Annotated in this window: 15 protein-coding genes; 10 read left to right on the top strand and 5 right to left on the bottom strand. The window is 69.6% G+C overall.

Annotated elements, in window-relative coordinates; translation table 11 throughout:
* Positions 1-175: 175 nt before the first annotated feature.
* Positions 176-859 carry a PAQR family membrane homeostasis protein TrhA gene (gene trhA, locus COGEMETH_RS06930; RefSeq protein ID WP_238181876.1) on the top strand — a complete coding sequence of 228 codons (684 nt, stop codon included), beginning with the start codon at positions 176-178 and terminating at the stop codon, positions 857-859.
* A 240-nt stretch (positions 860-1,099) separates the two neighbouring features.
* On the opposite strand, the gene COGEMETH_RS06925 is transcribed toward trhA, so the two are convergent.
* On the bottom strand, positions 1,100-1,702 hold the full coding sequence (locus COGEMETH_RS06925; RefSeq protein ID WP_238181875.1) for a hypothetical protein: 603 nt from the start codon (positions 1,700-1,702) through the stop codon (positions 1,100-1,102).
* A gap of 112 nt (positions 1,703-1,814) precedes the next feature.
* Positions 1,815-2,063, bottom strand: coding sequence for a hypothetical protein (locus COGEMETH_RS06920; RefSeq protein ID WP_238181874.1), 249 nt, complete (start codon positions 2,061-2,063; stop codon positions 1,815-1,817).
* Positions 2,064-2,372: 309 nt separating this feature from the next.
* Here COGEMETH_RS06920 and COGEMETH_RS06915 point away from each other — a divergent pair, with 309 nt between their 5' ends.
* The 3 genes from COGEMETH_RS06915 to COGEMETH_RS06905 all read left to right on the top strand — a co-directional run bounded on the left by COGEMETH_RS06915 (position 2,373) and on the right by COGEMETH_RS06905 (position 3,177).
* Positions 2,373-2,591 (top strand): hypothetical protein, encoded by a 219-nt coding sequence (locus COGEMETH_RS06915; RefSeq protein WP_238181873.1) that lies wholly within the window; start codon positions 2,373-2,375, stop codon positions 2,589-2,591.
* A gap of 95 nt (positions 2,592-2,686) precedes the next feature.
* On the top strand, positions 2,687-2,899 hold the full coding sequence (locus tag COGEMETH_RS06910) for a DUF5397 family protein (RefSeq protein ID WP_238181872.1): 213 nt from the start codon (positions 2,687-2,689) through the stop codon (positions 2,897-2,899).
* Entirely contained in the window at positions 2,899-3,177 is a 279-nt protein-coding gene (locus tag COGEMETH_RS06905) for a virulence factor (protein ID WP_238181871.1), read from the top strand. The genes COGEMETH_RS06910 and COGEMETH_RS06905 overlap by 1 nt, the downstream gene beginning before the upstream one ends.
* A gap of 15 nt (positions 3,178-3,192) precedes the next feature.
* Here the strand turns inward: COGEMETH_RS06905 and COGEMETH_RS06900 are convergent, their stop codons facing one another.
* Together COGEMETH_RS06900 and COGEMETH_RS06895 are read right to left on the bottom strand one after the other, a co-directional pair.
* Positions 3,193-4,314: a hypothetical protein gene (locus tag COGEMETH_RS06900; RefSeq protein WP_238181870.1), complete on the bottom strand. Its 1,122-nt coding sequence runs from the start codon at positions 4,312-4,314 to the stop codon at positions 3,193-3,195.
* A 57-nt stretch (positions 4,315-4,371) separates the two neighbouring features.
* On the bottom strand, positions 4,372-7,392 hold the full coding sequence (locus COGEMETH_RS06895; RefSeq protein ID WP_238181869.1) for a penicillin-binding protein 1A: 3,021 nt from the start codon (positions 7,390-7,392) through the stop codon (positions 4,372-4,374).
* 277 nt (positions 7,393-7,669) lie between these two features.
* Here COGEMETH_RS06895 and COGEMETH_RS06890 point away from each other — a divergent pair, with 277 nt between their 5' ends.
* Both COGEMETH_RS06890 and COGEMETH_RS06885 read left to right on the top strand, forming a co-directional pair.
* The gene (locus COGEMETH_RS06890) at positions 7,670-7,861 is read left to right on the top strand and encodes a hypothetical protein (protein ID WP_238181868.1); all 192 of its coding nucleotides are present in this window, start codon (positions 7,670-7,672) and stop codon (positions 7,859-7,861) included.
* On the top strand, positions 7,842-8,507 hold the full coding sequence (locus COGEMETH_RS06885) for a Fic family protein (RefSeq protein ID WP_238181867.1): 666 nt from the start codon (positions 7,842-7,844) through the stop codon (positions 8,505-8,507). Before COGEMETH_RS06890 ends, COGEMETH_RS06885 begins: the two co-directional genes overlap by 20 nt.
* On the opposite strand, the gene COGEMETH_RS25585 is transcribed toward COGEMETH_RS06885, so the two are convergent.
* Positions 8,480-8,614 (bottom strand): hypothetical protein, encoded by a 135-nt coding sequence (locus COGEMETH_RS25585; RefSeq protein ID WP_283214967.1) that lies wholly within the window; start codon positions 8,612-8,614, stop codon positions 8,480-8,482. The genes COGEMETH_RS06885 and COGEMETH_RS25585 overlap by 28 nt on opposite strands.
* On the opposite strand from COGEMETH_RS25585, the gene COGEMETH_RS06880 reads away from it, so the two are divergent.
* The 4 genes from COGEMETH_RS06880 to gyrB all read left to right on the top strand — a co-directional run bounded on the left by COGEMETH_RS06880 (position 8,607) and on the right by gyrB (position 14,174).
* The gene (locus COGEMETH_RS06880) at positions 8,607-10,274 is read left to right on the top strand and encodes an alpha-amylase family protein (RefSeq protein ID WP_238181866.1); all 1,668 of its coding nucleotides are present in this window, start codon (positions 8,607-8,609) and stop codon (positions 10,272-10,274) included. The genes COGEMETH_RS25585 and COGEMETH_RS06880 overlap by 8 nt on opposite strands.
* Positions 10,275-10,341: 67 nt before the next feature.
* On the top strand, positions 10,342-10,749 hold the full coding sequence (locus COGEMETH_RS06875; RefSeq protein WP_238181865.1) for a hypothetical protein: 408 nt from the start codon (positions 10,342-10,344) through the stop codon (positions 10,747-10,749).
* 97 nt (positions 10,750-10,846) lie between these two features.
* Positions 10,847-11,494, top strand: coding sequence for an MBL fold metallo-hydrolase (locus COGEMETH_RS06870; RefSeq protein WP_238181864.1), 648 nt, complete (start codon positions 10,847-10,849; stop codon positions 11,492-11,494).
* A gap of 217 nt (positions 11,495-11,711) precedes the next feature.
* Positions 11,712-14,174 (top strand): DNA topoisomerase (ATP-hydrolyzing) subunit B, encoded by a 2,463-nt coding sequence (gene gyrB / locus COGEMETH_RS06865; RefSeq protein WP_238181863.1) that lies wholly within the window; start codon positions 11,712-11,714, stop codon positions 14,172-14,174.
* Positions 14,175-14,236 lie beyond the last annotated feature (62 nt).

Genomic DNA, 14,236 nt, shown 5'->3' with positions numbered 1-14,236 from the left:
GAGGGGCTGGCGAAGGGGCGCGCATGAGCCTGTTTGCCGTGCAACAGTCTTGCTGCGCGGCACAAATCTTCACCATCCGGCCGGAACGATGGGGATAGCCTGTGTGTGCGCAGTTTTTACGGGGAACGTCTTGAAGGGTTGAAGAATTAGCCTGCACGTGTTGCAGGAGGCGGCGATGTTCGTGGCCGATGACGGAAGACCCCTGGCTCTGACCTGGCACTACACGCCGCGGGAGATCTTCGCGGACGGTGTGATTCACGGGCTCGGCGTCTTCCTCGGTTTCGTCGGCGCCATAGCCTTGGTGGCGACCGCAATCACCGCCCATCTCGGCTTCGGGGAGCGGGCGGCGATCGTGGTCTACGCCACCGCCCTGGTCTCGATGCTGGGCGTGTCGGCCACCTACAACCTCTACCCGGTGAGCCCACGCAAATGGCTCCTGCGCCGGGCCGACCACGCCCTGATCTACCTGATGATCGCCGGCACCTACACGCCCCTGGTGGCGCTGGTCGGCAACGGCAGGACCGCCTGGGCGCTCTTGGCCTTCATCTGGATCGTGGCCGGCATCGGCATCGGCCTGAAGCTGTTCCTGCCCGGCCGCTTCGACCGGCTCTCCATCGGCCTCTACCTCCTCCTGGGGTGGAGCAGTCTGTTCGCCTACGAGTCGGTGATCGCCGCCCTCCAGCCCACGGCCCTCTGGCTGCTGGCGATCGGCGGTGGCCTCTACACGGTCGGCGTGGTCTTCCACGTCTGGCGCCGGCTGCCCTTCCAGAACGCGATCTGGCACGCCTTCGTCCTGGCCGCGACCGCCTGCCATTACGGGACGATCTGGGCGAGCCTCTCGGGCGCTGCGGTGACGTAATTCGCGGCCGAGTACCGCGCCGTGGGCGTCGTACCGCGGCCTATGGTGCCATCGTCGATCAACACGCGGCCGTATCGATCCCCACTCCGAGGCGCCCGCGCCAGCGGTTTTTGCCGGAGGTTTTTTTGGGGTTCCTGCGATCCGTGGAGGACTTTCAGGACCTCGCTCCGCTTGCCTCCACAACGAGGTGCGAAGGCGGAAGGAGCCGGGGTTCCCTCGTATCGCGGTGTACGACGAGCGCTACGGCGCCTTCGTCCAGGGGTTGATCACCCGCATCGAAGCCTGCTGCGCCACCGGAGCGGCGGTCCGGGGCGCATCCTTCTTCATTCGGGCCATCACCCGGCGGGCCTCGTCGGCCGGCAGCGCACCGATCGGCGTCATCATCGCCGCCAGTTGCTTGCGGGTCTGGCTGCCGACCAAGCGCGAGGTCTGCACCGGCTCGAAGTCCCGCAGGGAGTGGCTGGCATCCGGATCGCCCGTGAAGACGCGGGCTCCGGTGTTGAGCACGACGATGTCGCCCGGCCGCAGGGTCTCGTCCCGCATCAGAGCCGCGACCGGACCGCCCGTCATGTCGATGGCCTTGCGCTCGCGCACATGGATCTTCACGGGCAGGGCGGCATACCGAATCCGAGGCCGTTGGCGCGCCGCGCGCCGGCTGTGCTGGCGATACGGCATGGCACCGTAGGCATCGGGCTGGCTCTGCTGCACCTGCGGCGCCGGCCTGCCGCCCGAGAACAGGGCCTCGAAGAAACCCATCTCCGCGGCATGCACGCTCGCGACCGTGCCTGCCATGAGGCCGCAGGCGGCGAGCGCGACCAGGGCGCGATGGTTCCGGATCGGCATCGGTCGCTCCGAGCGTGTCGACGCCGTCTAGCGTCGTTGCGGACTTAACGGAAGGTTAACCTGGACAGTTCCAGGGAGACCGCGGATTGCCGGGACGATCCGCGGCCGGTCGTCAGGCCGGGGCGGCCTGCTCGCCCTCGCCGATGCAGTCCAGCGCCCGCTCGACGGCGCCGACCGCGTCGAGGAGATGCTGGACCGTGCGCTCGACCTCGAGGGCCGGACGGCCCGTGGCCGCGGCGCGGGCGCTCACGTCCTCCAGCTGCTCGAGCAGGGCGAGGAGGTCGCCGGCGACGGCCACCACCTCGCAGCGGGCGAGCCGCGCGACGGGGGGGCGTTGGCGGAAGGGCAGGACGTTGCTCATCGGGGGTGTTTGTCGCCCGAAAGCGGTGGGATTCGCCAGTGGGGCGGGCGGCCTCCTCCACATTAATGGCGGGGTGCGATGCACGAAAGCCGCGGAGTGGTGAGTTTTCCGTGGCCGCGCGACATCACCCTGTCGGGATCGTCTTCGCAATCGGCGAACGCCTGCTTGACGGGCGCACCCGCGCCGGACCACCTCGCCGCACCCGATCTCTCGTCGCCGGCATCCGGCCCCATGGATGCCGGTTTCGGCGTCTACCCAAGGGCGCCATCGCCAGCGTGCGGCGATGCCCGAGCACCCAGGAATCTTGCGATGCGTCTCAGTCTCCTCGCCCTCTCGACCCTCGCCCTCGCCGCGCTCGGAGCCTGCAGCAGCCTCGACGGCCCGGACGGCCGCAGCGGGCTCTCGGAGAGCTTCAACACCGACAACTACCGCCGCTCGAACGACACCAACGGCACCCAGACCCGCCGCGACGTGAACCGGGCCTACACCCAGCCCTCGCTGCCCTCGATCGCCAACCGCGGGTTCTGAGCCGGCGCCCACCTGGGGCGTGGCTCGCGCAACGATGCGTGCGCCCGGTGCAAGCGGGCTTTTCAGCCCTCGTCGGCCCGGCGTAGGATCGTGCGATGGCACATCGCGAATCCCCTGCGCAGCCCGAGCCCCGGAGCCTGGTCGGAACCTGGCGCCGCTTCGGCGAGGTCGGTCCCGCCTACGAGGTCGTCGGGATTTCGGACGCCTCGCCGAAGGGCGACCTCCTGATGCGGGTCCGCGTCCTGGAGACGGGCGAGGAACTCGATTATCGCCTCGGCGATATCCTGGCCGATCCGACCGAGCGCTGATGTTCGCGATCGCCTTCGACCTCGTGGTCGCGGATACGAAAGACAACCACCCGACGGGTGTCTCCCAGGCGTACTCCGATATCCGCGCCACGCTCTCGGCTCACGGGTTCGAATGGGTCCAGGGCAGCCTCTACGTGAGCCGGATCGAGGACTTGGCGGTGCTGTTCTCCGCGATCATGGCACGGAAGGCGCTACCCTGGTTTCCGTCCTCAGTCCGGGACATCCGCGCCTTTCGCGTCGAGCAATGGTCGGATTTCACCGCGCTCGTGAAGGCGTGAACCGGCTCTTCCGCCTCAGCGCTTCGTAACCGCATCTTTTGCGACCGCATCGGCGAAGGCCGCGATGCGGTTGCGGGCGTAGGTGGGCAGGCCGGCGCTGATCGACTTTCCGGTGTTGAAGCTCGAATTGCCCATCAGCACCTGGGCCGGCAGCAGGTTCTTCAGCACCGGCACGCGGGCGTATTCCGCCTTGCGGTCGAGCACGTCGGCCTTGATGGCCAGCGCCATGTAGGTGGTGACCACGGTCCTGGTCGGGTCGCCCGGCATGGGCTGGAACACCGCCAGGAACTTGCCGAAGCGCAGGATCTGGTTGACCCAGAAGATGGTCTGCTCCAGCCCGCCCGTGACCGGGGTGTCGATCCTGGTCAGCCCGTTGAGGGCGGCGGCCCGCTCCGGCGGCAGGGTGTGCAATTCGCTCTGGAACGAGACGAACTCGGCGATCTTCTTGGCGCTGCCCTCCTCCAGCTTGTTGGCGAGCTTCACGCCGAGCGGCAGCTTGCCCTCCAGGTCGTAGCGGGACTCGATGCAGACGGTGCCGGCCTCGCACCAGGGCCGGTCCGGGCGCCGGGCGAAGGCGGCGGCCGGGTCCTTGGTCGGGGTCACGTCGGCGGGCGGGAGCGCCCTGTGCTTGATCGCCGGGTCCATCGCCTGGACGAAGGCGAGGTTGGCGAAGGCCGACAGGTCGATGGCCTCGGGTGGGCGGGCGACGACGAAGCGCCCTTCGGCCACGTAGACCTTCAGGGTCTCGTGCCGGGGCTTGGCGACGCCGTTGACCGTGACCGTGTAGTCCGGCTCCCTGTAGCCGGGATAGGGCGCGAGCGCGGCGGCCTCGGCGGGCCGCGCCTTCAGCCAGTCGAGATAGGGGATCAGGCCGTTCTCCGGCACCGCGGGGTTGTCCCGGTGGTCGGTGAACAGGATCGTGTCGGGCTTCAGGGTGGCCGGGTCGAGGGCCGTGACCGAGGGCACGTCCTTCACCCGGTCCGCGCCGGGGGCGGGCGCGTTCGCCATGCCCTGGGACGGGATGCCTTGGGGCGGGATGCCCGGGGACGGGGCGGCCTGCGGCGACTGGGCGGAGGCCGGGAGGGCGCCGGCCGTCAGGCAGGCGAGGACCAGGGTGGCCGGAAGCTGCGTTCGCACGTCGGGAACCTCGGGTGTGTCTTTGGGCGCGCGGGCCGGATCGGCCGCGGGGGCGCGTCAGTAGCGCGGGTCGTCGCCGAACAGGTAGTCCGGGTCGCGGCGGCGCGGGCGGCCGTACTCCGCGTCGCCGAAGGGCGAGCGGCTGGCCTGGCCGGGCCAGGGATCGTAGCCGTCGAGGTTGCCCTGCGCCCGGCGGCTGCGCTGCGGCCGGCGCTCGCCGAAGGGGTCGAACAGGTCCGCGTCGGGGGCCCGGTTGCTGGTCATGTTGCCGAACACGTCGCCGGCCGCACTGGCATTGTCCTCCCCGCCCGAAAGGTCGCCGTCCTCGGCATCGGGTCGCATGGCGTAGAGGGTCTCGCGCGGCACGAGGCGGTAGCGGGTGTCGGCCATCCGGCCGTCGCCGGCCGTGCGGAAATGCTCCTGGACCCCGCCGCCCGAGACCGGCTGGCCGCTGCGGGGGTCGATGGCGGCATCGACCAGGAACTGACGGGCTTCGGGAGAGGGGGCGCGCAGGGGCGTCTTCGGGACGCCGTTGGCCCAGGCCGCCTGGAGGATGGCGCCCGCGATCGGCACCGAGAGGTGGCCGCCGGTCTGGCCGCGCCCGAGGGTCCTGCGGGTGCCGTCCGCGTTGTCGTAGCCGACCCAGACCACGACCGTGACCTCGTTGGTGAAGCCGGCAAACCACGCGTCGTTCTCGTTCTCCGAGGTGCCGGTCTTGCCGGCGACGTACTGGGAGACGCGCGCCAGCGCCGCGGCGGTGCCGTGGCTGGTCACGCCCTGGAGCATGGTCTTGAGCTGGTAGAAGGCGACCCGGTCGGCCGAGCCGATGCGGACCGGCTCGCGGGCGGCATGGCCGTAGAGGGGCTTGCCGTCCCTCTCCACCGATTCCAGGGCGTAGGGGGCAGGCCGCGCGCCTTCGTTGGCCACGGCCGCGTAGAAGCCGGCGAGGTCCAGCATGCGCACCGGCTGCGCCCCGAGGACGAAGGGATAGTAGGGCTCGCACTCGGCGTAGATCTGGGCCTCCAGCGCGATGTCGCAGACCCGCTTGAGGCTCGCCGGCGCCTTCTCCGCGATGCCGCCCTGGAGCAGGCGGGCGGTGACGAGGTTCTTCGAGAATTCGAGGCCGCGCCGCAGGGTCGTCGGGCCGGAACCGCCGCCGTCGTAGTTCTTCGGCGACCAGGAATCGCCGATCCCGCCGATCGGCGGCAGGGTAACGGGGCTGTCCATCACCAGGGTGTTGGGCTGGAGGCCGGCGTTGAGGGCCGCGAGGTAGGTCAGCGGCTTCAGGGTCGAGCCCGGCTGGCGCACAGCCTGCGTCACCCGGTTGAGCTGGCTCATGGGATAGGAGAACCCCCCGGACATCGCCAGGATGCGCCCCGTGCGGTTCTCCATCACCAGGGCCGCGCCCTGGACGGAGGGCTTCACCCGGATCTCGGCCCGGGCCGCGCCCTTGCCCTCGCGCAGCTTGACCCGCACCACGTCGTATGGCTGCAGCCGCCCGCGCGCGATGCCGGGATCGAGGGCCACGATCCGTCCGTCCGCCAGGCCGGCCTTCACGCCGTTGCGGCCGGTCTCCAGCACCACGGCCAGCGGCCAGTGCACGTCGTAGAGGACGGGCCGCGCGGCCGTGAGCGCCCGCAGCCAGACCGGCTTCGCCCTGGGTTCGCCCGGCGTGACGGCCTTCGCGCGGGCGGCCTTCCCGGCGGCCGGCTTCGTCTCCGCGGGTTTCGCCTCCGCCCCCGTCACGGTCGGGGCCGTCTGCGGTGACGCTTCGGGGGCCGGTGCGGCGGCCTGGAGCTTGCGCACGCTCTCGGTGAGGTTGAACTCCGGCCCGGCATAGGTCTGGCGGCCGGTCCCGCGCTCGTAGTTCGCCAGCCCGTCCTGCAGCGCCGACTCGACGGCGCGCTGGAGCCCGGCATTGATCGTCGAGCGCACGATGTGCGAGGCGCTGGTGAGGGAGTCGAGGCCCGCGAAGGTGCGCGCCTCCCGGCCGAGGTAGTCCACGAGGTAGAACCCGGAATCGCGCCGCGCGGTCTCGATGGGTTTCAGGCCGAGGTCGGCCTTCACGGCGTCCGCCATCTCCGCCTCGGTGATCGCGCCCTCCTCCTTGAGGCGGGCGAGCACGTAGGCCCGGCGCTCGCGCGCCCGCTCCGGGTACCTGTCGGGGCTGTAGAAGTTCGGACCCTTGGGCATGCCGGCGAGCAGGGCCGCCTCGGGCAGGGAGAGCGCGCCCACCGACTTCCCGAAATAGCTGCGCGCGGCCATCTCGATGCCGTAGGCGCCGCGGCCGAGATAGATCCCGTTGAGGTAGAGTCCGAGGATCTGGGGCTTGGTCAGGATACGCTCGAGGCGCGCGGCCACGATCATCTCGCGGATCTTGCGCTCGTAGGTCACGTCGTCGCCCACCGACAGGTTCTTGACCACCTGCTGCGTGATGGTGGAGCCGCCGGCGGGCCGCCCCGGCGAGGCGAGGTTGCCGATGAAGGCGCGGATCACGCCGCGCTCGTCGATGCCGTGGTGGCTCTCGAAGCGCTTGTCCTCGGCGGCCACGAACGCCTTCTGCACCAGGGGCGGCACGTCCGCGATCGGCACGCTGAGGCGGCGCCCGTTGGCCTCGAAGGTCTCGGCGAAGGGCTTTCCGGCCGCATCGAGGATCTGGGTCATGCCCGGCAGGGCCTTGTCCCGCAGGGCCTCGGCGGTCGGAAGGTCGGTCGTGGCCTTGTTGTAGAACTCGATCACGGCCCTGGCGTCGAAGGGCGAGTCCTTGGGGCTCTCGCCCTTGCAGAACTGGCGGTAGCTCGTGTTGAGTTCGCCGATGTCGAGGCCGTGCAGGAGCTTGGGCGCGCCGGCACCGGCCACCGCGCTCGGGTCCTCCATCGCCGTGGTGATCAGCTCGTCGAGGTTGATGTCCTCGATGTCGAAGGCCTTGCGCATGTGCGCGCAGCCGTCGCGCAGGATCTGGACGACCTGCGCGGCGTCGGTCGCCGGATCGAACTGCGTCTTCACCGCATCGGGCTTGGTCGTGACCTGGCTGAGGGTCAGCGCGGTCGCGAACAGCTTGATCAGGATGGTGTTCATTCGAGCCGGGGCACCGGGTTTTTCGCACCCCGTGAGCCTGCGGGCGCTGGCCTGAACAGGGCGTGCACAACGCGGCTGATTTAAGGAGATCGGCGCAGGCCCAGCCGGTCCCGGATGGGGCCTCCGGTAGGCACCGGGCTTCGAATTTTCCGGTTCATCGTTGCGCCGGCATGCTTGCTCCAGCCCTCCAGGCGCGTTGTAGCCTGGAGCACGGGACGGCGAGCCCGTCCTTCGGAGACGGTGGCGCATCTGTGGCGACGGCCCTAATGAGGAAACGATGACGGACGCCCTTCACGCCCTCCTCGAAGCCGCCCGCCGCGCGCAGCCTTCGCCCGAGCAGCGGGAGGAGCAGCGGCGAAGCTTCGCCTATGGCAACACCGCCTTCGAGAACGCGCTGATCACCCGCGAGATGATCGATCGGGAAGCCGAAAGGCTCGCCAGGGAGCAGGATGAGCGGCAGCGGGACTGATCGCCGAGACAGCCGCGCGCTCGAACCCGACCTCATCGCCGACGCGACGGCCAGGGCCGAGGCGGAAGCCCGCAACGGTCTCCGGCAGTACGATGCCGGGATACAGACCGTGCAGGCGGCCCTCGATCGGGGATCGTTTCGCCTCCGACTGTCCCTGATATTGGGGCTCCAGCGCGAAGCGCTCCAGGGGATCAGCCTGTACGCCGGCAATTTTCGGCCGGGCGGAGTGGAGATCAGCGGCAGCAAGCATACGCCTCCGGGGGCGCATCAGGTGCCGGAACTCGTCGAGGACCTGTGCGACTACGTCAACGCGCACTGGGATATGGCGTCACCGATTCATCTGGCCGCCTACGTGATGTGGCGGCTGAACTGGATTCATCCGTTCGCCGATGGCAACGGCCGGACCTCCCGCATCGTTTCCTACGTGGTGCTCTCGATCAGGGCGAACGCGCTTCTGCCTGGAACACCGACGATCCCGGACCAGATCGTCGACAATCGCGGGCCCTATTTTGCCGCCCTTGATGCCGCGGATGCCGCCTGGGCCGGTGGACGTGTCGACGTGGGGATGATGGAGCAGCTTCTGGGGGATCTCCTCGCGCGCCAACTCGCGGGCTTCCATCAGCAGGTCGGTGGACAGTTGCCCTGATCGGCCTTCCAGCGCTTCTTGAAATGCAGCTCCGGCTCGACTTCGACCAAGCCGACCCGCTCCGCGTTGAGGCCGAAGCGTGCAGCGGGAGCGATGACGATGATCAACGACCTCTGGTACAAGAACGCCGTCATCTACTGCCTCTCCGTCCGCACCTTCATGGATGCGGACGGCGACGGCATCGGCGATTTCGCCGGGCTGGAGCGGCGGCTCGACTACCTCCAGGGGCTCGGCGTCACGGCGGTCTGGCTGATGCCGTTCCAGCCCTCCCCGAAGCGCGACGGCGGCTACGACATCGCCGACTATTACGGCGTCGACCCGGATTACGGGTCGCTCGGTGACTTCGTGGCCTTCACGCACGCCGCCAAGCAGCGGGGCCTGCGGGTGCTGATCGACCTCGTGGTCAACCACACCTCGGACCGGCACCGCTGGTTCCAGTCGGCCCGCGCCGACCCGGATTCGCCCTATCGCGACTGGTACGTCTGGTCGACGGAGAAGCCCGCCAACGCCGACGAGGGCATGGTGTTTCCCGGCGTGCAGGAGACCACCTGGACCTGGGACGACAAGGCGGGCGCCTACTACTTCCACCGCTTCTTCGATTTCCAGCCGGACCTGAACACGGCCAACCCCGCCGTGCAGGCCGAGATCCTGAAGATCATGGGTTTCTGGATCGAGCTCGGCGTCTCCGGCTTCCGCATGGACGCGGTGCCCTTCGTGATCGCGAAGAAGGGCGCCGACGTGAAGGGCGCGCCGGTCGAGCAGTTCGACATGCTGCGCGACTTCCGCGAGTTCCTGCAATGGCGAAAAGGCGACGCGATCATCCTGGCCGAGGCCAACATCCTGCCGAAGCAAGACCTCGACTATTTCGGCGACGACGCCGACCGCGCGCACATGATGTTCAACTTCCAGGTCAACCAGGCGACGTTCTATGCGCTGGCCGCCCACGACGCCCGGCCCCTGGTCAAGGCGATCGAGCGCACCAAGCCGCGCCCGCTCTCGTGCCAGTGGGGCATTTTCCTGCGAAACCACGACGAGCTGGACCTCGGCCGGCTCACCGAGACGCAGCGCGCCACCGTGTTCGAAAAGTTCGGGCCGGAGAAGGGCATGCAGCTCTACGACCGGGGCATCCGCCGCCGCTTCGCGCCGATGCTCGATGGCGACCCCCGCCGCATCCGCCTGGCCTATTCGCTGATGTTCACGCTGCCCGGCACGCCGGTGCTGCGCTACGGCGACGAGATCGGCATGGGCGACGACCTCGGCCTGAAGGAGCGCGACTGCGCCCGCACGCCGATGCAGTGGACGGGCGAGGCCCAAGGGGGCTTCACCCGCTCGGCCAAGCCGGCCATGCCGGTGATCGACCACGGACCCTACGGCTACGCCCACGTCAACGTCGCCGACCAGCGCCACGACAAGGATTCGCTGCTCACCTGGTTCTCGAGCGTGATCCGCATGCGCAAGGAGGCACCGGAGATCGGCTGGGGCGACGTCACCGCCCTGCCCACGGGCAAGGCGGCCGTGCTGGCCCTGCGCTACGACTGGCGCAGCAACGCCGTGCTCTGCGTGCACAACCTCGGCCCCGGCCCGGTGGAGGTCGAACTCGAGACCGGCATCGATCCGTCCGAAGGGGGCCTGCTGATCGACCTCCTGACCGGGGAGCGGAGCGAGGCGGACGAGGCCGGGCGCCACTGCCTGTTCCTGGAGGGCTACGGCTACCACTGGTTCCGGGTCGGCGGCCTCGACGCCCTGCTCCGGCGTACGCCGACCTGAACCTGCAAAGTCCCTCGCGCTTCCGTTCCGCGCGCGCTAGGCGGGTGGCGAGAGGCCGGGCGAGCACATGACCAGGAAGACGCATCTCCCCTCCGACGCGACCATCGCGGACGTGCTGCCGGGCCTGGAGGAGGCCGAGGCGTACCTGCGCACGGTCCTGTCCACCATGCGCCTGTGCCAGAAGCATTACGGCGACGCCTGGGTCCGCATCGGCGTGACCGCCAAGAACGGGGCGCCCTCCTACCGGGTCGACCGCCCGGACGCGTCGCCCGGTGCCTCGGACGAGGGGCGGGCCGTATTCGGGGCCTATGGCGGCAAGTCCCACGACCGTTTCACGCAGGTCAACACCGCCGAGACCCGCTGGAGCAGCCGGGCGCTCGGCATGGCGGAGATGCTGGCGCTCAACGATTCCCTGCGGCGGTCCAAGGATGGCGAGCGCAAGGGTGGCGAGTCCGAGGACGGCGGACCGGGATAGCCTGCGCGAGCCGGGGTGACGTGGTGCCGCCGTGAACGAACTGCGTTAGAAGAAGCTCCCGAGCGCCCGTGGCGGCGCTGCAAGCCAGCGGACGACGATGCCAGGAACGCCCCGCGCCGGAATCATCCCGGTCACGCCCTTCCAGCAGAACTGCACCCTGATCTGGGACGAGGCCACCAAGGTGGGCGCCGTGGTCGATCCCGGCGGCGACCTCGACCGGATCGAGGCCGCGATCCGTGAACAGGGCATCACCATCGAGAAGATCCTGCTCACGCACGGCCACATCGACCATGCCGGCGGTGCGGCCGAGCTGCGGGAGCGGTTGGGCGACGTGCCGGTCGAGGGCCCGCACGAGGCCGACCGCTTCCTCCTCGACTCCCTGCCCGAGACCGGCGCGAACTACGGCATCGACGGCGCGCGCGCCGTCACGCCAGACCGCTGGCTCGAGGAGGGCGACACCGTCGCGGTGGGGCCGCTGGCCTTCGACGTGCTGCACGCCCCCGGCCACTCGCCGGGCAGCGTCGTGTTCGTGAGCCGGGACGCGCGCTTCGCGCTGGTCGGCGACGTGGTGTTCAAGGGCTCGGTCGGCCGCACCGACCTGCCCGGCGGCAACCACGACCAGCTCATCCGGGCGATCCGCGAGAAGGTGCTGCCCTTGGGCGACGACCTCGCCTTCATCCCCGGCCACGGCCCGACGGGGACGCTCGGCGAGGAGCGCCTGACGAACCCGTTCCTCCAGGGCTGACGCGTCCTGCGGAGGCCCCGGCCCATCGGCAACGCCCTAACGCGCCCTTAACGCGCAGCCGTCAGAACCGGGGATCGCAGCGGCCCGCCCACGGGCCGGAAAACGATGCAAACGCAACGCATAACCCTTATATCAGGCCGGTTGACGAATCGCAGGCGTGCCGCCCCCGCACGGGCGCATGAGCTTCCAGCGCGATGCCGCCTGCCCGAGGACATTCATGGCCGACAATTCCCAGACAGACGTGCCGCCGACTGAGTTCGTGGATGCCTACGGCGCGGAATCCATCCGCGTGCTCAAGGGGCTGGACGCCGTGCGCAAGCGGCCGGGCATGTATATCGGCGACACCGACGACGGTTCGGGCCTGCACCACATGGTCTACGAGGTGGTGGACAACGCCATCGACGAGGCGCTGGCCGGCCACGCCGACCTCGTCACCGTGACCCTCAACCCCGACGGCTCCTGCACGGTCTCGGACAACGGCCGCGGCATCCCCGTGGACATCCACAAGGAGGAGGGGGTCTCGGCGGCCGAGGTCATCATGACCCAGCTGCACGCCGGCGGTAAGTTCGACCAGAACTCCTACAAGGTCTCCGGCGGCCTGCACGGCGTCGGCGTCTCAGTGGTCAACGCCCTGTCGCAGTGGCTGCGCCTGCGCATCTGGCGCAACGACCGCGAGCACACGATGGAGTTTCGCCACGGCGACGCCGTGGCCCCCCTCTCGGTGCTTGGCCCCGGCAATGGGCGGAAGGGCACGGAAGTCAGCTTCCTGCCCTCGACCGACACCTTCACGATGATCGAGTTCGACTTCGCGACGCTGGAGAAGCGCCTGCGCGAACTCGCCTTCCTCAACTCGGGCGTGCGGATCATCCTGACCGACGCGCGCCACTCCGAGCAGAGGCGCGAGGAGCTGTACTACGAGGGCGGGATCGAGGCGTTCGTGCGCTACCTCGACCGCTCCCGCAAGACCATCGAGGGCATCGTCAAGCCGGTGCTGGTGCGCTCCGAGCGCGACGGAATCCGCGTCGAGGTGGCGCTTTGGTGGAACGACTCGTTCAACGAGACCGTGCTGCCCTTCACCAACAACATCCCGCAGCGCGACGGTGGCACCCACATGGCGGGCTTCCGCGCCGCGCTCACCCGGCAGATCACCGGCTACGCGGAATCCTCGGGCATCGCCAAGCGCGAGAAGATCTCGCTCACCGGCGAGGATTGCCGCGAGGGGCTGACCGCCGTCATCTCGGTGCAGGTGCCCGACCCCAAGTTCTCGTCGCAGACCAAGGACAAGCTCGTCTCCTCCGAGGTCCGTCCGGCAGTGGAGAACGTCCTCAACGAGGGCCTGTCGAACTGGCTGGAGGAGAACCCGTCCCAGGCCCGCTCGGTGATGAGCAAGGTGATCCTGGCGGCCTCCGCCCGCGAGGCGGCGCGCAAGGCGCGCGAGACGGTGACCCGGAAGGGGGCGCTCGACATCGCCTCGCTGCCCGGCAAGCTCGCCGATTGCCAGGAGCGCGATCCGAGCAAGTGCGAGATCCTGCTGGTGGAGGGCGATTCCGCCGGCGGCTCGGCCAAGCAGGGCCGCGACCGGACGTTTCAGGCCGTCCTTCCGCTGCGCGGAAAGATCCTCAACGTCGAGCGCGTCCGCCCCGACCGGATGCTGGGTTCGGCCGAGATCGGGACCCTGATCACGGCGCTCGGCGCCGGGATCGGCCGCTCCTCGACCGACCGCGAGGGCTTCAACCCGGACAAGCTGCGCTACCACCGCATCATCATCATGACGGACGCGGACGTGGACGGCTCCCACATCCGCACCCTGCTGCTGACCTTCTTCTTCCGGCAGATGCCGGAGCTGATCGACCGCGGCCACGTCTACATCGCCCAGCCGCCCCTCTACAAAGCCGAGCGCGGGCGCAAGGTGCTCTACCTCAAGGACGAGCGGGCGCTGGAGGACTACCTGATCGACCAGGGCGTCGAGGGGGCGGTGCTGCGGCTGGCCACCGGCGCCGAGTTCGCCGGAGCGCAGCTGAAGACCCTGGTCGAGGAGGCGCGCACCTTCCGCGGCATCCTCCAGGGGCTCCACACCCGCTACGACCGCTCGGTGGTGGAACAGGCGGTGCTGGCCGGCGCCCTCGACCCGGACGTGGCCGAAAATCCCGGCGAGGCCGAGGTGCTGGCCGACCGGACCGCCCGGCGCCTCGACGGCATCGCCGACGACATCGAGCAGGGCTGGCAGGGCGAGGTCTCGGAAGGCGGCTACGTCTTCAGCCGGACGCTGCGGGGCGTGCGCCAGGTCTCGGCGATCGATGCGGGGCTCATCGCCTCGCAGGAGGCGCGCCGGCTGGTCGACCGGGCCGAGGCCGGCCGGGAGATCTTCGGCGAGCCGGCGGTGCTGGCGCGCAAGGCCGACGAGACGGTGCTGCACGGGCCGGTCGGCCTGTTCGAGGCGGTGATGGCCTTCGGCCGCAAGGGCCTCCAGCTCCAGCGCTACAAGGGCCTGGGCGAGATGACCGCCCAGCAGCTCTGGGAGACGACGCTCGACCGCGAGGTGCGCTCGCTGCTCCAGGTCAAGGTCAAGGACACGGCCGACGCCGCGGACCTCTTCGTCAAGCTGATGGGCGACGTGGTGGAGCCCCGGCGCGAGTTCATCCAGGAGAACGCCCTCAGCGTCGCCAACCTCGACGTGTGAGGGGCCTTTCATTCGCATCGTCGCCGAAATTCGGCCCACGCGCGTCCCTCTCCCGCACGGGA

Source organism: Methylobacterium trifolii (assembly GCF_022179685.1).
Taxonomy (GTDB): Bacteria; Pseudomonadota; Alphaproteobacteria; order Rhizobiales; family Beijerinckiaceae; genus Methylobacterium; species Methylobacterium trifolii.
This window is presented reverse-complemented; position numbering and strand designations above follow the sequence as displayed.